The 19226-nt window shown below is 34.8% G+C and carries 18 protein-coding genes; 12 read left to right on the top strand and 6 right to left on the bottom strand.

Annotated elements, in window-relative coordinates; all coding sequences use genetic code 11:
* The first annotated feature begins 322 nt into the window (after window positions 1–322).
* A complete protein-coding gene (locus P3F81_RS10210) occupies window positions 323–520 on the top strand; it encodes a WG repeat-containing protein (protein ID WP_309320370.1) in 198 nt (65 codons plus the stop codon).
* A 185-nt stretch (window positions 521–705) separates the two neighbouring features.
* On the opposite strand, the gene P3F81_RS10205 is transcribed toward P3F81_RS10210, so the two are convergent.
* Together P3F81_RS10205 and P3F81_RS10200 are read right to left on the bottom strand one after the other, a co-directional pair.
* Entirely contained in the window at window positions 706–1293 is a 588-nt protein-coding gene (locus P3F81_RS10205) for a GNAT family N-acetyltransferase (RefSeq protein WP_309320369.1), read from the bottom strand.
* 28 nt (window positions 1294–1321) lie between these two features.
* Complete coding sequence (locus tag P3F81_RS10200; RefSeq protein ID WP_309320368.1) at window positions 1322–1918, bottom strand: GNAT family N-acetyltransferase; 597 nt, start codon at window positions 1916–1918, stop codon at window positions 1322–1324.
* A gap of 499 nt (window positions 1919–2417) precedes the next feature.
* Here P3F81_RS10200 and P3F81_RS10195 point away from each other — a divergent pair, with 499 nt between their 5' ends.
* From P3F81_RS10195 to P3F81_RS10175, 5 genes are all read left to right on the top strand, one after another.
* Window positions 2418–3209, top strand: coding sequence for a hypothetical protein (locus P3F81_RS10195; RefSeq protein ID WP_309320367.1), 792 nt, complete (start codon window positions 2418–2420; stop codon window positions 3207–3209).
* Window positions 3210–3302: 93 nt separating this feature from the next.
* Window positions 3303–3575, top strand: a complete 273-nt coding sequence (locus P3F81_RS10190) for a zinc ribbon domain-containing protein (RefSeq protein ID WP_147670046.1) — start codon at window positions 3303–3305, stop codon at window positions 3573–3575.
* A gap of 233 nt (window positions 3576–3808) precedes the next feature.
* Window positions 3809–4252: a D-aminoacyl-tRNA deacylase gene (gene dtd / locus P3F81_RS10185; RefSeq protein ID WP_147670045.1), complete on the top strand. Its 444-nt coding sequence runs from the start codon at window positions 3809–3811 to the stop codon at window positions 4250–4252.
* A 641-nt stretch (window positions 4253–4893) separates the two neighbouring features.
* Window positions 4894–6303 (top strand): alanine/glycine:cation symporter family protein, encoded by a 1410-nt coding sequence (locus tag P3F81_RS10180; RefSeq protein WP_147670044.1) that lies wholly within the window; start codon window positions 4894–4896, stop codon window positions 6301–6303.
* Between the two features lie 266 nt (window positions 6304–6569).
* Complete coding sequence (locus tag P3F81_RS10175) at window positions 6570–7061, top strand: cupin domain-containing protein (RefSeq protein WP_147670043.1); 492 nt, start codon at window positions 6570–6572, stop codon at window positions 7059–7061.
* A gap of 42 nt (window positions 7062–7103) precedes the next feature.
* Here P3F81_RS10175 and P3F81_RS10170 read toward each other — a convergent pair whose 3' ends face one another.
* The 3 genes from P3F81_RS10170 to P3F81_RS10160 all read right to left on the bottom strand — a co-directional run bounded on the left by P3F81_RS10170 (window position 7104) and on the right by P3F81_RS10160 (window position 10284).
* Window positions 7104–7793, bottom strand: coding sequence for a metal-dependent hydrolase (locus P3F81_RS10170; RefSeq protein WP_309320366.1), 690 nt, complete (start codon window positions 7791–7793; stop codon window positions 7104–7106).
* A 164-nt stretch (window positions 7794–7957) separates the two neighbouring features.
* Entirely contained in the window at window positions 7958–9493 is a 1536-nt protein-coding gene (locus tag P3F81_RS10165; RefSeq protein ID WP_309320365.1) for an SLC13 family permease, read from the bottom strand.
* Between the two features lie 143 nt (window positions 9494–9636).
* Window positions 9637–10284 carry a hypothetical protein gene (locus tag P3F81_RS10160; RefSeq protein ID WP_147670040.1) on the bottom strand — a complete coding sequence of 216 codons (648 nt, stop codon included), beginning with the start codon at window positions 10282–10284 and terminating at the stop codon, window positions 9637–9639.
* Between the two features lie 157 nt (window positions 10285–10441).
* Here P3F81_RS10160 and P3F81_RS10155 point away from each other — a divergent pair, with 157 nt between their 5' ends.
* The 5 genes from P3F81_RS10155 to P3F81_RS10135 all read left to right on the top strand — a co-directional run bounded on the left by P3F81_RS10155 (window position 10442) and on the right by P3F81_RS10135 (window position 15165).
* A complete protein-coding gene (locus P3F81_RS10155) occupies window positions 10442–10912 on the top strand; it encodes a methylated-DNA--[protein]-cysteine S-methyltransferase (protein ID WP_147670039.1) in 471 nt (156 codons plus the stop codon).
* Between the two features lie 176 nt (window positions 10913–11088).
* A complete protein-coding gene (gene iorA / locus P3F81_RS10150) occupies window positions 11089–12825 on the top strand; it encodes an indolepyruvate ferredoxin oxidoreductase subunit alpha (RefSeq protein ID WP_147670204.1) in 1737 nt (578 codons plus the stop codon).
* Between the two features lie 3 nt (window positions 12826–12828).
* On the top strand, window positions 12829–13404 hold the full coding sequence (locus P3F81_RS10145) for an indolepyruvate oxidoreductase subunit beta (protein ID WP_147670038.1): 576 nt from the start codon (window positions 12829–12831) through the stop codon (window positions 13402–13404).
* A gap of 21 nt (window positions 13405–13425) precedes the next feature.
* Window positions 13426–14724 carry a phenylacetate--CoA ligase family protein gene (locus P3F81_RS10140; RefSeq protein ID WP_147670037.1) on the top strand — a complete coding sequence of 433 codons (1299 nt, stop codon included), beginning with the start codon at window positions 13426–13428 and terminating at the stop codon, window positions 14722–14724.
* Window positions 14725–14742: 18 nt separating this feature from the next.
* Complete coding sequence (locus P3F81_RS10135; protein WP_147670036.1) at window positions 14743–15165, top strand: ACT domain-containing protein; 423 nt, start codon at window positions 14743–14745, stop codon at window positions 15163–15165.
* A 52-nt stretch (window positions 15166–15217) separates the two neighbouring features.
* Here P3F81_RS10135 and P3F81_RS10130 read toward each other — a convergent pair whose 3' ends face one another.
* Window positions 15218–16879 (bottom strand): ribonuclease J, encoded by a 1662-nt coding sequence (locus P3F81_RS10130; protein WP_147670035.1) that lies wholly within the window; start codon window positions 16877–16879, stop codon window positions 15218–15220.
* 541 nt (window positions 16880–17420) lie between these two features.
* On the opposite strand from P3F81_RS10130, the gene P3F81_RS10125 reads away from it, so the two are divergent.
* Window positions 17421–19124, top strand: a complete 1704-nt coding sequence (locus P3F81_RS10125; RefSeq protein WP_309320364.1) for a GGDEF domain-containing protein — start codon at window positions 17421–17423, stop codon at window positions 19122–19124.
* Window positions 19125–19226: the final 102 nt, after the last annotated feature.

The following is a 19226-nucleotide window of genomic DNA, read 5'->3' as shown; positions in this document are numbered from 1 at the left end:
CCACAAAAATATAATTTATCAGTTAACTTGTATTAAATTTTGGTTAACGGATAGATTGTATCATTTTATTATACGAGATGCAATGCAGGGAGCTTTGGATTTTGAAATAAAATTATTTTAGATAATTAAAAGGAGATGGCTAAATGAAAGTTAGGCCAAAATTTGCAGCGGTATTGCTTGGGGTGATGATAGCAATATATGGGCATATTGCTTATGGTGCTGAATTAAATCAACTTGTTAATTCTACAGCTAGCATGATTTGATAAAAGCAGAAAAGAAATAGTTCCTGCAATTTATGAAACTTCGGGGTAATGTTTTTGGCGTGAAAAAAGATAAGAAAGAAGGTTATTGTAATATAGATGGAACAGGTGTATTACCAATAGAATTTGATGAAGTTCCAGATGGTTATAATGGTTTTATTTCTGCAAAGAAAGATAATAAATGGGGATTTATAGATAAGACAGGAAATATGGTTATAGAACCACAGTATGAAGAAGTAGGTCGTTTTTTTAATAAGTAATGAAAAATCCCATAGAAATAATAGGTTGAATTCAGTATGCTTATTATAGAGGATAGTAAAAAAGTTATGATAAAATAGTAAAATCCGTTAAGATGAAACTCTTAACGGATTTTACTATTTTGGAGAATATTTAAAATGAAACAAGAGGTTGGGGAATTTTAATCGACCTAATACTAAAAACATTATTAAAAATAATCCGAGAAGTACGGAGTTTGCTGTTCTATTGCATCTTCTAGCATATCTATTGTTTGAGGCGTACACTCGATTCGACCAATTTTGTGCAGATAATCTGGTCGTTTATATCCTAATAGCATAGTTGTTAAAGTTTGAATATCAATTTTATCATGACACTTTTTCAATGAACGACTAGTAGATCCCTCACCATTTTTTGAAATTTTAAGTGTGAAGGTTCCTTGATTCCATGAAAGCAATGGATCGTGTAGTGTAAAAGTCCATTCTCTATCTATAATGGAGGTTTTGAAGGGATAAAGTTGAATGAATTGTTCAAAGTCAACGATTCTTGCCATAAAATAAGGAGAAATCGTTTCCTTGATATTTGCATCTTCTAACAAAAAAGCTAAAGGTTCATCTGTAAAGGTGTTTCCTATAACTTTAGAAATCATTGAGAAATGTGCACCAATAAAGTTCCATAAACCTAATCGAGCATCTTCATTTAGAAAAATAATATCTTTGATATGAAATATATCGTCGGCAATCCAATAGATTACATACCCGTCTGGTTTTTCATCTTCATTATAGTATATTGCTGCCATTAAGTCGTCAGAATCCCATAACCAATACTCATTCCAAGCCAGGTCGTCTCTTAATAAAGAAAGCACCGTGAGTTTGATAAGCAAATCTATGATAAGCTTCTTTTAAGCTGTCGCTATCTGTGGAGACACGACGGACATCTCCGCCGACTTGTTGTCTTTTGGGAAGCTGGTAATCGCAGATTTCATAAGTGATTTTATCAGAGATAATTTCCCAGCCTTTTCTTCGATAATATGGGATAGAATATGGATATAAATAAGAAATAAATTGTTTTTTATTTCTCATTTCATTTAAGACTTGATATAACAATTTATGCATTAAGCCTTGATTAGAATATTCAGGATAAGTACCCACGCCTGTTAATCCACCCATGTCATAAGTGCGATTAAAAATACGAACTTTCATAGGATATACCGCGACTTGAGAGATGAGGGTATCTCTATCAAACCAGCCTAAAACGTTTGCTTTTTCCAATGTGGGGAATTTGGCCAGTTGTATGTCCTTTTCTTCCCAGCCTATTTTATTAAGATCATTTTCCGTAACTTGAAAAACATATCGTAGTAATTGATTGTATTGATCAAGATGTTCGATACTGACTCTTTTCATTTTTAAATTCTTTTTCTTCATTCTATTACTCCTATGATAAAATACATGAAATACTTTAATAGTATTTCACAGCAATATTAAAATAAAACTTTATCGTAAGATAAAGTTTTATTTTAAAAAGTAGCTACTATAGAGCAGGGAATTATCAAATTAAAGAGACCTCGGAGAAAAATTAAGACTATAGATTTTTTAAAGAACCTTTTATAGAGGAGAATTATTACCGATTATCGAAATGGATAATCAATATAAAAACGACTAATTACAACAAATTTCTACATTTTTATTAAGAAGATAGAATAAATGTACGATAATTAATTGGGGGAGAAAATATGATAGTAGCAAGCAATAAAGGAAAAAGTTTGATTCTCTAATTCTAATTTAAATTAGATATTATTTTCTTAGTAAAATGAAGTTTGGTAAAATCTATACCTGGCTAAATTTAACTTTAATGGAAGGGGTGTAAAATTTGAATATTGGTTTTAAAAATAATGGGAGATTTTTACATGGTTTTTTTTGCAAGATGAATTTTTATTTTGAGAGCTTTAAATTTATAGAAAAGATTTTTTTTATCTTATTAGGATTAAGTATATGGACAATTTATATAAATGAGAATTATCAATTATTTAGAGTGCAGAGCGAAGTTTTATTAGCAATTGCTTTAACGATAATTTGCAGTGTGATATTTTATTTTGTAACGGCCCGTTATCCAGAGTGGAGAAAACATAACCAGTTGAGAAACAGTTATGCTGTTCATCTATTCACTGAATTAGCTGATTTTTTGCTAGAATGTGAGAAAAGGCAAAGTAAAATTATTGAATTGAATCAAAATTATAACGTAATAGAGGATATGCCATGTTGTAAGGGAAATTCGATAAATGACATTATTTTGTATGCAATAAGGTATGAAAGCTTATTTTTAGAAAAATGTGACTGGAGTTTATGGAACAAATTAAATTTTAATACTGGAGAGAGTGCCGAAAATTTTGCAGGAAAATTTTCTAATTTGTATAAAAAGATAAAATGGGCACCTATTGATATAGTTATCTATAGATTCTTGGAAGCAAAGGATATATTAATTATTAATAGTATTTTTGAAGAAGATGAAATTACTTTAATTAAGTATTTAGGAGAAAGATTTTCTTCATGCAAAGAGGAGTTTAAAATTTTAGATATTGATATAGCGAAAAATATCAAGACTAATATAGGGGAAGAATATCGTTCCCTTATTGAGGCAATTGACATAGTAAGAAATATTCGAGGATTTGAGCAACATATCTTACGAAATCTTGAAGAAAAACGTAAGCAGAATTAATTTATACTAGAAAAAGTTTATGGTGTTTTTATAATCGAAATTGTTTAATTATATACGACATATTAAGAATAAAAAATAAAAGGGAGAATTTAAATGGAAGAAAAATATTGCCAAAGTTGTGGTATGCCAATGGGGAATTCAGAAGAAATGTATGGTACGGAAGCTGATGGGGCTAAAAGTAAGGAGTATTGTAAATATTGCTATGAAAATGGAAAATTCGTCGCTAATTGCTCTATGGAAGAAATGATAGAATTTTGTGTTCCGCATATGGCAGCTGCACATAAAGAAATATCTGAAGCTTCAGCTAGAAAAATGATGGGAGAATATTTTCCAAAATTAAAACGTTGGCAAAAAGATAATACCTGATATTAACTATTTTATGCTATATTTAAAATAGAATAAAATAATCAACAATAGAATTTATAGAGCAGTTCATTTTATACAAAGCCCGCATAAGATAATGAGAGTAATTATTTGGGCTTAAAGATATTAATGGGAGTACCAAATATTTTGATATTTATCAACGATTGGATATAATTCTACGGTTCTAATATTTTTGAGGCATTAGGGTCGCTTTATATTTAAAAGGAGATTTGTACATGCGAGCAGTAGTAACTAGAGTAAAGCGTGCATCAGTTCAAATTGAGGGGAAAGTAAAGGGGAGTATTGAACAAGGGTTTCTTGTCCTTTTAGGAATTGCGCCTGAGGATACAGAATTTGAGGCAGTCAAACTGGCAGATAAAATTTGTGGAGCACGCGTTTTTGAAGATGAAAACGGAAAGATGAATTTGAATCTAGAAACAGTAGGCGGACAGCTTCTAGTTGTATCACAGTTTACGTTATTTGCAGATTTAAAAAGTAGGCGTCCGGGCTTTTCAAATGCGGCAAAACCATCAATTGCAATTCCATTGTATGAAAAGTTTATGGAGGAGTGTAAAAATCGTGGCTTTAGCGTAGAACATGGTGAGTTTGGAGCGGATATGCAAGTTGTATCAATCAACGATGGTCCAGTGACATTACTTTTTGATACAGCGGAACTATAGTCATGATGAGAATAAAAATTTTGTTACCTGGGGATTTAGTCGCTCTTAATTGATAGAGCAGGTTAATCATAGGATAGAATCGTTTAAAAAATGCTAGTAAATTGAACTGCCCACAAAAGTTAGATTTAGGTCTAACTTCTGGGGGCAGTTTATGATTCACTAGCATTTTTTTGAGTTTCAAACATGTTTTTTGGCGTTAATTTAGCAATAGATTCATCTAATGTCAAGGGTAAAGTTGGTATATATTGAAAGCAAGATGCGGTTGCATAATCCATATTCTTCATTATTATATGGCCATTTAGTAGAGGGAGATAGAGTTTCTGATCGATTAGTAAAATCTCTGCGCAATATAGATATTGAATTATTTTCGAATTAAATAAAAATATTTCTATAACGTATGATTCAAATGAAGATAGGATAATATTATATAAAATAAGGATTTTATATAATAAATGACGAGTTTTAGCTATCGTTTTGCTGAGATTAAACTGAAGTTTACCTTATTTTGATTTCAGTAGTATTAAAACTATTTTTGAAAACACCTTGTTTATGATATAATAGCGGTTATGTAAAAACGTAATTTGTTCGTGTTGGGTTTTTATTGAATCAGTATGGATATAGAAAGGGTTGAAGAGGGATTTATGGAATTATTGGATTCTTTTGTGAATAGCATCAATGATATTATATGGTCATATATTTTGATTTTTATGTTGTTGGTACTAGGTGCATATTTTTCATTTGCAACGAAATTTGTGCAAATACGAATGATTGGAGAAATGTTTCGCTTACTTACACAAGGAGTTGGCAGTAAGGTTGGAGAAAATAGAGTTTCTTCATTTCAGGCTTTTTGTATTAGTACGGCGTCACGTGTTGGTGTAGGAAATATTGCCGGGGTTGCAATAGCAATCGTTAGTGGTGGTCCGGGTGCGATTCTTTGGATGTGGATTATTGCAATGATTGGTTCGGCAACTGGTTTTATCGAAAGTACATTAGCGCAAGTTTATAAGATTAATGATGGTAGGGGTGGATATCGTGGTGGTCCAGCGTATTATATTAAAAATGCACTTGGACAGCGTGGGATTGCGATATTTTTTGCCGTGCTGATTAGTATTACGTTTGGATTGATTTTTAATTCTGTACAAGCCAATACAATTACGCTTGCCGTTCAATCGGCATTTGGTATTGAGCGGATGATGATGGGGATTGGCTTGGCAATTTTAACGGCCATCGTTATTTTTGGTGGTGTTACACGAATTGCAAAAGTAACTGAGTGGTTAGTACCGATTATGGCGAGCATTTATATTTTAGTTGCTTTGTATATTATTGTTACGAATTTATCGATGTTGCCACTTGTCTTTGAAGAGATTTTCTCAACTGCATTTAGTGCGGATGCTGCATTAGGTGGTGGACTTGGAGCTGCAATGATGGCAGGTATTAAACGCGGTCTTTTTTCTAATGAAGCTGGGATGGGGTCGGTACCGAATGCAGCAGCGACAGCAGATGTTTCTCATCCAGTGCAGCAGGGGTTGATTCAGGCTTTGGGAGTATTTGTTGATACGTTAATCGTATGCTCATCTTCCGCGTTTATTGTTTTGTTAACTGTCGATTATAATATGACAAATTTAACAGGAATTGAGCTAGTACAAGCTTCGTTAGCTTCGCATATCGGTGTATTTGCACCAAGCTTATTGGCGATTTTCGTATTGTTGTTTGCCTTTAGTTCTATTATTGGAAACTATTATTATGGAGAAAGTAATATTGAATTTCTACATTCTAGCCCAATTTGGTTAATGATTTTTCGGATTGCTGTAGTAGGAATGGTTTTATTTGGTTCAGTTGCGAAGATTTCGTTAGTGTGGGATCTGGCAGATTTATTTATGGGACTTATGGCGATTACTAATTTAATTGCTATAGCTTTTTTAGCGAAGTATGCTTTAATTGCATTGAAAGATTATACAGCGCAAAAACGTAAAGGCATAAAAGAGCCTGTTTTTGACGCGGACATTCTACCAAGTCAAAAAGGAATAGAAGTCTGGCACGATAAAGAATAAAAAAAATCCAAGTGGTTTAATAAGCTGCTTGGATTTTTTCTTTTTGAGAGTTGATAAAGAAAACTTTCTAAAAAATAAACTTATTCACACCACATTGTTCTTATTTACTTATATTTTGTGGATAAGTTATAGTTAATTAAATAAATTATTGGGACGCAAATATTATTACGTTGTATTTTTGAATGAATTTTGATAGTCTAAATAGAAAAGCTTAGTAATAATATGCAATGGATATACGTTATTTAAATGAATGGAGTGTAATTTGAATGAGAGCTACAAAGCAGTTGATTGAAGGACTTAATTTAAAGAAACATCCAGAGGGCGGTTGGTTTTCTCGAGTATATAGTGCTCCAAATCGTTTGCAAGATGTTGATCGAGCAATATCAGGGAGCATTTATTTTTTATTAGACCGAGAAGAAGTTTCACATTTCCATCAAATTGATTGTGACGAAATTTGGTATTATCATAAAGGCTGCGGGTTAAAGGTATATTTGATTTATCCAGATGGACGATTGCAAGAAGAGGTTTTGGGAATAGATTTCACTAAAGGAGAAAAACCAATGGTGATTATACCTAAAGGAGCTATTTTTGCTGCGGAAAATATAAAGCGGGATGAATTTACTTTAATTAGTTGTGTAACGACGCCACAATTTACTTTTGATGGATTTGAACTTTTTACGCAAGATGCATTACTTAAAAAATATCCGGAGTATCGTAATATAATAGAAAAAATGGCTTTTGCTAAAATAACTAAATAAAAAAACTCTACAAAGGATACGTCCTTTGTAGAGTTTTTTTATTTAAATAGATATCGTTTCTTTATAATTGATGAGTGTAGTGTTAAATCCATTTGACTGCATTTTTTCTTGCCATTCTTTTGGATTTGCTTGTATATCTTCAAATGTATCATAATGTATTGGTATATACTGCTTAGCTTTGATTTTTTTGGCGACGATAATAGATTCATCAATGTCGGTGGTATAAATACCGCCAATTGGAAGAGCTGCAATGGCAATTGTATGTGTATCGCCAATCGTTTTCATTTCATCAAATAAATATGTGTCGCCTAGGTGATAAAGTGTTTTGCCGTTCATTGTAAGAAGTATGCCTGTCGGTGGAGCAGTATCTTTGAGATTATTTATAATATCGACTTTATCCCCATGAATTGCTGGGGTTAATTCTATTTCGCCCCAAGCAAGTTGCGTTCTTACGCCTATTTGTGCAGAAATTGTGGATACACTATGATCGCTTAGTAGAAAATGATTACATAGTTGACGGCTGGCGACGATTGGGCAATGATTATTTTTAGCAATTGTGATACTATCTCCGATATGATCATGATGTCCATGGCTTACGATGACAGCATCAACGTTTATTGTTTTTGGATCAATGTCAATGAGGGGATTTTTACTTAAATATGGATCAATAATTACAGAATAATTTTTTGACTGAACAAGTAGGCTGGCATGTCCTAGATATGTAATTTTCATAAATACCTCCATTGCGTTTTCTTTCATTGTTATTTTAGGTGATTTTGCAATAAAAAGCAAAAGGAAAGTTTAACTTGGAATATAAAGGTAGCCTATAGGAGAGACACTAAAAACTGTCGCCTATAGGCTACCTTTTAATTTGAAGTATTTTTTTAGAATATATTTTAGCTTAATATCCAAGTGACAAAATAGATTACAATTGGAATCGTAATTAAAAAAATCCCGATTAAATCTATAATAAAACCAGTAGAAATCATTTTTGTAATAGGTACATAGCCGCTAGCATATACGATTGCATTTGGTGGAGTAGAAACTGGAAGCATAAAGCCGAGTGACGCGGATAACGCAATTGCAACGGCTACTGGTGTAGGATCAAAACCAGCAGAAAGAGCCGCTGTAATTCCAAGGGGGCCAACCATATTGGTTGCGGCTGTATGCGAAGTTAGTTCAGACATGATTAATGCAAGTAAAGAAAACACGGTAACTATCATAAGTAAATTTGGCTCGCCTAAAGAATTGGCAATGCCATCGCCAATCCATTTTGATAAACCTGTTGTGTACATCATGTGCCCTAAGGATAAGCCACCACCAAAAAGAATAAGTGTGCCCCATTCAATTCCATCTACCGCGTCTTTCCATTTTAATGTGAACGTGCGTTTTTCCCAATTTACAGGGAGCAGAAAAAGCAATAATGCGGCAAGCATTGCGACAATTGATTCAGGTAATAGTTGATCGTACAGTTTTAATACAGGAGAATCACTACCTAAAAATATATTAAGAATCCCAGGGAATATCCAGAGACAGACAGCTAGTCCAAAAGCAAATGCCGTATTTTTTTGCCCTTGTGTCCAACTGCCCAGTTCTTGTACTTTTTTATCAATCAGTTCTTTTGCACCATTGATAGAGGAAACGTCAGCTGGAAATAGCTTTTTTAAAAGCAGATAAGTGATAATAAAATAAAAAATCATTGCAATGGAGCCCCATGTCATCCATTCAAAAAAAGAAATCTTGATATTCGCCATTTGATCAAGAAATCCTAACATAATTAAATTTGGTGGAGTACCAATTGGTGTTAAAACCCCACCGATAGACGCCGCATATGCGGTCATTAGCATTAATCCAGTAGCATATTTGTATTCGTGCAAATGAATATTCCTTCCATTGGCGGCAAACATATCTTTGATTGCGGTTAATAAACCTAAGGCAATCGGCATCATCATAGCTGCTGTTGCGGTGTTGCTTACCCAACCGGAACAGAGCATAGAGGCAATTCCAATTGCCAAAAATATTCTTGTTGGACTTGAGCCAACCCATTTCATTGACAAAAGTCCAAAAGCGAACCTTTTATCTAATCCATGAACCATCATTGCTTTAGCGAGGATAAAACCCCCCATAAACAAGAAAATAATTGGATTTGCGAAAGGGGCAAATCCATCTTTTACAGAAATAACACCAAAAATAACTGCTAAAGTTGGTCCTAATAAAGAGGTAACTGCGATCGGGACAGGCTCAGTAATCCACCATAAAGAAACTAAGGTCATAATTGCAAGGAGTTTATGGGCCGACAATGTTAACCCTGGTATCGGTAAGAAAAAAATAATAAGTGCGAATAGAGGAGCGATAAATAAGCCTAAAGTATGACGTTTGCGATCAAAGCTATGTTCAAAGCTTTGAGGTTTTTTATTTGTGGATGATGGCAATCGTTTCACCTCATTATAATGGTATTTTTAACTATATCACCATATTGTAGCAAAATTTTCTATCAATTTCAAATAAATTCAAAATAAAAAATATCCTATCTATTTAGCATAATGAAATAAATAGGATATTTCTATTCATTGGTTTATGATTCAACTATCGTGCTTTCCGTGGAGCCTGCGAGCTTTTGTTCTAAGTCTGAAAAGCGTTTCATAATTTCATCATATGTATCGCTGCAGATTTGAGGTAAAGCTGATTTTGTCATGGAATTAAAAGCTGTACCAGCTTGTTTAAACCCTGCTTCAACGGCTGATTTCATGGTTGCAAGTCTTTCTGGATCTCCGTTTGCAATTTTTTCAGCTAAAGAAAAGATACGGGTAGCCACCGCGTCCACTGAGTAATTGCCGCCTTCTGCGATTGCAGAAGCAGCTTCTTCTGGAGTTGTTCCAACGGGTGGAAGATTAAATTCACTAGCGTTTATAAATACACCATTAAAATTTAGTTGTACACCATTTTGATATTCTTGATTATGGCTTTGCAGAATGTTTTGCATCATAGATTGCAACATTTGTTGTTGTGAGGTTGCTTGATATTCTTGCAGTGCTCGTGTTTGTTCACTGCTTAATCCTTTAGGACGGTCATAAGTAACTTTTTCGGTAGATTTGCCAAGAGTAAGAATTGTATCAGCATCCTTTTGGCTATCTTTACTTGTTAATTTTTGAGTTGTTTCCTTTGCTGCTTGGGTATAAGATTGATTTACATATGTGTTTTGTATTGATGACGATATTTCCATTTGGGTTCCCTCCTTAGAAAAAAATATATCCTTATATAAAATATATCGTATTTTTTATAAAAAAAATAAGTTGTTAGTGAATTAGATGGGCGGTATTACTGAAAATTTATAGATGCGTTATAATGAAACGAGAAAATGACGGAAGCGGGGGAGTACTATGCAATTTTTTTCTTTTGATAAAAATGATTATGGTGAGTTCATTATTGTGGATGATGGAGATGGAATCAGTCAAATTGCCTTAAAAAATAATGGCTTTTTATGCGGGAAAATAGTAGAGCAAGAGACACCCTTATTAGCACAGGCAAAACTAGAATTAAGAGAATTTTTTACGGGAAAACGAAAAAGTTTTGATGTTCCCCTCAGCTTACACGGTACAGATTTCCAAATGAAGGTATGGCAGAAACTTAGAGAAATTCCTTATGGACAAACCTACACTTATGGACAGCTGGCAACTTCAATCGGCAATCAAAAAGCTGCAAGGGCTGTAGGGATGGCAAACAATCGTAATCCTATTTTGTTTATGGTTCCTTGCCATCGAGTGATCGGAAGTAATGGTGCATTGACAGGATATGCAGCTGGTCTGGATATAAAAGAAAAATTATTGCAAATGGAAAAAGAATTTAGATAAAACATATAAAGTTTACAAACTTACAAAAATATTTAGACGATATGAAGGATTTATTATATAATAAAATATGTATGTATTTTGATAAGAAATACAAATGGATTTATGGGATGGTATAATGATTATTTTATTCCTAAAAATATTAGATTTAGATAATGGAATGAGAGGATTCTGTTTTGATGAAGAAAAAAGTAATTTTATTAGGAAATGAAGCGATTGCCCGTGGGGCATACGAGGCTGGTGTTAAGGTATCTGCAGCTTATCCAGGTACACCGAGTACAGAAATTAGTGAAAGCATTGCAAAATATGATGAAATTTATGCAGAATGGTCGCCAAATGAAAAAGTTGCCGCAGAAGTGGCGATGGGAGCATCTATTGCAGGAGTGCGTGCATTGGCATCAATGAAGCAGGTTGGACTAAATGTAGCGGCAGATCCACTCTATACGTTTTCTTATATGGGGGTAAATGGTGGAATGGTACTTGCAGTTGCTGATGATCCTGGCTTATATAGTTCACAAAATGAACAGGATACAAGAGCAGTTGCGAGAGCTGCTCACGTACCGGTACTTGAACCGTCAGATAGCCAAGAAGCGAAAGACTTTGTCAAAATTGCTTATGAATTAAGTGAAAAATATGATACTCCTGTGATTGTACGAACGACGACTAGATTGTCTCATTCGCAAGGAATTGTTGAATTATGTGATCGAGAAGATGTTTCCGATAAGGAATATGTACGTGACATCAAAAAAAATGTAATGATTCCGGGGCATGCAAAATTTCGTCATCCAGTTGTAGAAGAGAGAGATAAACGTCTTGCGGAAGATGGGGCGAATTTTCCTGTGAATTGTGTAGAGATGAACGATTCGAAAATTGGCATTATCACGAGTGGGATTCCGTATCAATATGTAAAAGAAGCTTTACCGACAGCTTCGGTATTAAAACTTGGAATTGTGAATCCACTCCCGCGTCCGTTAATTGAAGCTTTTGCTGCAAAAGTAGACACGCTTTATGTCGTGGAAGAATTAGATCCTGTGATTGAGGAACAAGTGAAATCATGGGGGATAGAAGTTATCGGTAAGGAGATTTTTACTTTACAAGGCGAATATAGTGCAAATATGATTCGCAAAGCGATTGCGAAAGAAGAGTTGCCGTTAGAAAATCCAGCGACGGTATCGCCTCGTCCACCGGTATTATGTCCGGGATGTCCGCATCGTAGCGTGTTCACGGTATTAAATAAATTAAAAATACATGCGGCAGGTGATATTGGTTGTTATACGCTGGGCGCACTGGCACCGCTTAATGTAATTGATGAATTTATTTGCATGGGTGCAAGTATTAGTACAATGCATGGAATAGAAAAAGGCAGAGGGAAAGAGTTTGCAAAAGATTGGGTTGCCGTTATCGGTGATTCAACGTTTTTACATACAGGGATCAATTCTTTAATGAATATGGTTTATAATAAAGCGACAGGTACGGTAATTATTCTTGATAACTCTACAACGGGAATGACGGGGCATCAAGATCATCCTGCAACAGGTAAAACGCTAAAAGGTGAAACGACGTATATGATAAATCTTATGGCGCTGTGCAAAGCGATGGGCATCCCAAATGTTATGGAAATTGATGCATTTGATTTGGTTGCGATGGCAGCAGCAGTAAAAGAAGCTGTAGTAAAAGACGAAATTACGGTTATTATAGCGAAGTCGCCTTGTGTACTATTAGATAAACGCAAACGCATACCGTATATTGCCCTTGCGGATAAATGCCGTAAATGTGGAATGTGTTTAAAACCGGGCTGTCCGGCGATGTCGAAGAACGCAGATGGCACAATTCATATTGATGATACACTTTGTACTGGCTGTGGTCTGTGTCAGGATTTATGTAAATTTTCAGCAATCCGGAAAGCAGGTGAATAATTGATGTCAGTAAAAAATATTATTATTGCCGGCGTTGGCGGGCAGGGGACATTATTAACAAGTCGTATTTTAGGTGGTTTGGCATTAGAAGCCGGCTATGATGTAAAATTATCAGAAGTTCATGGTATGGCACAACGCGGCGGTAGTGTTGTTACCTATGTGCGATATGGTCAGGAAGTTGCTGAACCAATTGTTGAAGAAGGCATGGCAGATATTTTGATTGCGTTTGAACGTTTAGAAGCAATGCGCTTCGCCCATTTCTTGAAAAAAGATGGTGTAATTATCGCCAACGATCAACGGATTGATCCAATGCCAGTTCTATTAGGAATGGCCGAGTATCCTCAAAATATTTTTGAGCAGTTAGAAAAAAAATATCAAGTTTATGCAATTGATGCTGGCTTGGAAGCAAAAAAATTAGGTAATCCGAAGGTATCCAATATGATTGTCCTTGGGATTGCTGCAAAGAATATGAACTTCAGCAAAGCTCAGTGGTATGATATTATTGAAAAAATCGTACCGCCGAAAACAGTGGAGTTAAATAAAAAAGCCTTTGATATCGGCTATGAATTCAGTAAATAATGAAGTAGAGGGATGAAAAACATGATTTGGAATGAAGCAAAAGAATGCATGAGCCGTGACCAGTTGAAGGTATTGCAAAGTGCAAGACTAGTGAAAATGGTGGATCGTGTATATCGTCAAGTGCCATTTTATCGTCGTAAGATGCAAGAGTTAGGAATTGAGCCTGGAGATATTCAAAGCATTGAAGATTTAGATAAACTTCCATTTACAACGAAAGATGATTTAAGGGAAAATTATCCGTTTGGATTAGTTGCAGTACCGCGCTCACAAGTTGCCCGTATTCATGCATCATCAGGTACAACGGGCAAAGCGACAGTTGTTGCTTATACTCGTCGCGATATTGATATATGGTCAGAATGCGTAGCTAGAGTTTTAACTATGGCAAATATTACAGCAGAAGATATGGTGCACGTTGCTTATGGTTATGGAATTTTTACAGGTGGACTAGGTCTTCATTACGGTGTTGAATACCTTGGGGGAACGGCACTTCCTATGTCTTCTGGGAATACGAAAAAGCAAATTACAATGATGGAGGACTTCGGAGCTACAGCTCTTGCATGTACACCTTCGTATGCGGTACATTTAGCAGAAGCATTAGAGGAAGCCGGGAAGATTGATAAAATAAAATTGAAATCAGCCATTTTAGGTGCTGAACCTTGGACAGAAAATATGCGTCTTCAATTGGAAAATAAACTAGGAATTAATGCTTTTGATATTTATGGGCTTAGTGAAATTATGGGACCTGGTGTTGCAGGCGACTGTATTTATCATAAAGGACTTCATGTGTGTGAAGATCATTTTGTACCTGAGATTATTGACCCGAATACATTAAAACCGGTAGCGGAAGGTGAAACGGGTGAGCTTGTATTCACTACGGTTACAAAAGAAGCATTGCCGCTCTTTAGATATCGGACGAAAGATTTAACGAGCATTTCTTATGAAAAATGTGAATGTGGCAGAACGTCAGCGCGCATTTCACGATTTAAAGGGCGTTCAGATGATATGCTTATAATCCGTGGAATTAACGTGTTTCCTTCACAAGTAGAAAGTGCGTTACTTGAAGTGGATGGAATTTTACCGCAGTATATGTTAATTGTCGATCGTGTAGATAATCTTGATACATTAGAAGTACAGGTAGAAGTAGAAGATCGTTTCTTCTCCGATGAAATCAGACATTTAGATGCATTGACGAAAAAGATCAGCGGCGTATTAAAAAGCGCACTGAACATCGTTGCGAAAGTAAAATTGGTGGAACCGAAAACTTTAACACGTAGCGAAGGTAAAGCAAAACGCGTAATCGACAAGAGACATCTATACTAAGAGAGGGGGGGAGTTCTTATGTTTATTAAACAAGTGTCAGTTTTTATTGAAAATCGTGCGGGAAGATTGGCTGATTTATTAGAAGTTCTAGCAAGAAATAACGTGAATTTAATCGCGCTTAGTTTGGCTGATACAGCGGAATACGGAATGATGCGAATGGTTGTATCCGATGCTGAGGCTGCAATCAAGGCGCTAAAAGAAGAAGGAATGTCGGCAATGCTTACGGATGTCATTTGTGTTCGTATTGATCATGCGGCTGGATCACTACATAAGGCGATGAAAGATATTATTACGGAAGTCGGAATTGAATATATGTATGCATTTTCGATTGGCAAAGAAGCATTGAATGTTATCAAGTTCTCTGAGCCAGAAAAAGCTGCAGAGTTGATCAAAAAACATAATATCGGTATTTGGAATGCTGGAGATATTGAAAATATCTAAATAAACGTAAAAAAGTGCAGTTCGAAATGAACTGCACTTTTTATGTTTAGCATTAGACTTCCATGATGATTGGTAGAATCATCGGACGGCGTCCTGTTTTTTCATATAGATATTTTCCTAGTGCTTCACGAATTTGTTGTTTTAATGTTGCCCATTCCATAATATTGTTTCCCAAACAATTTTCAAGGGCGGTTTGCACTCTAAATTGTGCCTCGTTCATGAGTTCTTCTGAATCACGAACATAGACAAATCCACGTGATACTAAATCTGGACCGGCAAGAATGATATTTCCTTCTTTTTGTAAGGTAACAACGACGATAACAACGCCTTCTTGAGAGAATTGTTGACGATCACGTAAAACGATATTGCCGACATCGCCAACACCAAGACCATCGACAAATACTTTACCAGATGGAACTTTTCCGTTAATTTTCGCGCTGTCTGACGTAAATTCAAATACGCAGCCATTTTCACCGATTAAAATATTTTCTTTAGGAATTCCTAAACGTTCAGCGATTTTACCATGTTGTTTTAACATACGATATTCGCCGTGAACTGGGATAAAGAATTTCGGACGGACAAGGTTAAGCATCAATTTCAATTCTTCTTGGCTGGCATGTCCAGAAACGTGAATTCCCGAAATTTTTTCGTATACGACATGTGCACCTAAGCGAAGTAAGTTATCAATTGTTTTTGATACGGATGTTTCGTTTCCTGGAATTGGCGTTGCTGCAATAAGAACGGTGTCACCAGGATTTACTGAAACAGTACGATGATTATTTGTAGCCATACGGCTAAGACCGGACATCGGCTCACCTTGGCTGCCAGTTGTTAAAATTAAAACCTGATCTTCACGATAATTATTCATTTCTTCCGGTTCAATTAAGGTGCCTTCCGGCATTTCTAAATAACCGAGTTGTGTAGCAATATTTACGACATTTACCATACTGCGTCCAAAAATAATTACTTTACGTTTATATTTGCAAGCAGAATGAATTGCCTGTTGAATTCGCGATACATTAGATGCAAAGGTTGCAAGTATGATACGTCCGCGTGATTGTTGGAATGCATCATCAAGGGTGATGGATACTTCCATTTCAGAACCAGTATATCCTGGACGTTCAGCATTTGTACTATCTGACATTAGCAGTAAAACACCTTTATTTCCAAGTTCAGCAAATTTATGAATATCAATTAACTTACCGTCAACAGGTGTTTGGTCAATTTTAAAGTCCCCTGTATGGACAACTGTACCGACTGGAGTATTGAAATAGATGCCGCAAGCATCTGGAATAGAATGGCTGCCTTGAATAAATCCGACTTTAAATATTCCTAGCTGAATAATATCACCAGCTTGTACTGGAACAAGTTTGCAAGCCCCGACATTATTTTCTTTTAAACGACCTTCTACTAAGCCAAGTGCTAATCTTGTCCCATATACAGGAACATTGATTTCTCTGAGTAAGTAGGATAATGAACCAATATGATCTTCGTGCCCATGTGTCAAGACAACTCCACGAACTTTATCGATATTGTTTTTTAGATACGTTATATCAGGAATTACTAAATCAATTCCATACATATCGTCATCTGGGAATGCTAGACCGGCATCTAAGATGACGATATCGTCACCATATTGAAACACGGTCATATTTTTTCCTATTTCCCCCAATCCTCCTAGGGGAATTACTAATAATTTGTTTTGATCTTCCAAGAATAGTACCTCCAATATTTTGATATTTATCTGATGAGCATTCTTTCATTTAATAGCTCATTTAAGACTAAAAGTTTAATTCATGATGCTTATTATTTTTTTATCAATATAAATAAAGTAAGACTTAATTCAAGTGAAGTTCTAACTTCCTTGAATTCTAATCGCACTTGTTTCAGGAACAATCTACTCTTAACTCTAGATTATAGAAGTTGGGAGTCTTAAAATAGACTAATTGCCAGATAAAGCAAACGAATAGATTATAGCCTACTAATCAAACTTTCCTACATAATAAAAATCCGCTCAAAATCATTACCTTGATTGTATCATAGTTATGGTTATAAATTCAAACGAAAAGCATAAATTATTTATATTTTTCTAAAATTAAAGTAAATTCCCTTAATTTTTATATTTAGCTAGAAATAAATAGTTTTACCTAAATTTAAAACTGATTTCCTCAATTCTTTCATTTTCCACGAAGAAAAAAAATGATATGATATAAATAAGAAAATAAAATTTAGAGAAAATGACTGTGGTGAAAGTTATGAGGGGAAAAAAATTTTTTTTAATCGCAAAAATTATGCTTTTAGTTTTTTTATTAAGTGATTATAGCGTCGCATTGTGTTCAGAGCTAAATGGCGAATGGAAATACCATGAAGGCGATTTGCTTGTAGCAGAAGACAAAGCAGAATTATGGCTTCAATCTGCAATCGCCAATGATCAAGAATGGAAATCTTTTGACTTTCCTCATCAACCCCCGCTGTCTGTAAATACGAATGTCGTATGGTTAACGACTACTTTGCCCAAAGGGCAGTATATTAGCCCCTTATTATTTTTTACGACAACCGAACAATCTTTTCGTGTTTATTTAGATAAAAAAATGATCTATCAATATGGAGATCTCCAGTATAAACGCTTTTCTTATGGAATGAGCTGGCATATGGTCGCATTGCCAGAGGAATATGAAGGAAAAAATTTAACATTTCAAATGTATTCAAATTATCCTGATCGTTTGGGGATTTTTGATAGAATGATGTTGGACGATAGCGTTCGTCAGACAATAAGGCTATTTCAATACGATGCTATGTATGTCGTTGCTTTTCCGGTAACAATTTTTATGATTTTAATTATGATATGTTACTACCTTAGTATGCATAAACATTATAAATTACATGTATATGCGATGATATTTTTCTCATTTTTTGCATTATGGCTCGTCGCGGCATCAAATACAAAGCTGCTTTTTCTTAACTTTCCAGTAATATGGTGGTATTTATTACTTCTTTCTGTCTATAGTATGCCCATTTTTTTAAATTTAACAGTCTATGAAGTCATTGAAGATAATAAGAAGAAAAAAATAAAACTTGTTGTAGCATATTACATAGTGTTAGCCTTAATTGCCATTATAGGTGAATGTATCGGATTAAGTACGATGAATTACTTATTATCGCCATTTTATATTAGTGGAGGAATTGTACAAAGCTATGTAGCATACCAATTGGCGGTATCGGCTTATCGTGGAAACGAAGACAGCAAAGTGTTACTTATTGGATTAATGGGATTACCATTAGCTGCTTTGTATGATGGTTTAGGTGCCCATTTTAGAATTGTTCCGTGGGTTACGCATGTAACGCCTTTGGGGATTTTTGCATTTGCATTTTTTATTTTGAGAATCCTTAGTTATAATGTAAGAAAAGAACAAGAATTGACTGACTTAGCTTTAAACCTACAAGATGAAATTGCCGTTGTTACACAAAAATCGCAGATTGATGCTTTAACGAAATGTTATAATCGTAATAAATTTAACGAAGCATTGGAAAAAGAAGTTGCTCTCAGTAGTCATAATGCATCTCCATTGTCTATGCTTATGATAGATATAGATTTTTTTAAAAGAATTAATGATACTTACGGACATGATATAGGTGATGAAGTATTGATTAGATTTACTGAAGTTATTCGAACTAAGCTGGATAAACGACATATTTTTATTCGTTATGGGGGAGAAGAGTTCATTATTTTATGCCGAGATTCGGATAAGGAGGAAGCTTCCCAGCTAGCTGAATTAATAAGAAGAACAGTTGAGGATAGTATATTGCTTGAAGATGAAAAGATTACGTGTAGCATAGGTGTAAGCCAATGGCGTAATACGGGAACGAATAATGGTAACTTTTTAAAACGGTCAGATTTAGCATTATATGCCGCGAAAAATCGTGGAAGAAACAAAGTTATTGTTGAAGATGAAATATAAGATACAAAGGTTGCTCTTATTTTATAATCCCCAAAACAATGTTGTTTTGGGGATTATTTTTGTATAATAAACAAAATTCAAAAAAATTTTTTGAACTGTAGA

Source organism: Selenobaculum gibii (assembly GCF_030273445.1).
Taxonomy (GTDB): Bacteria; Bacillota; Negativicutes; order ICN-92133; family ICN-92133; genus Selenobaculum; species Selenobaculum gibii.
This window is presented reverse-complemented; position numbering and strand designations above follow the sequence as displayed.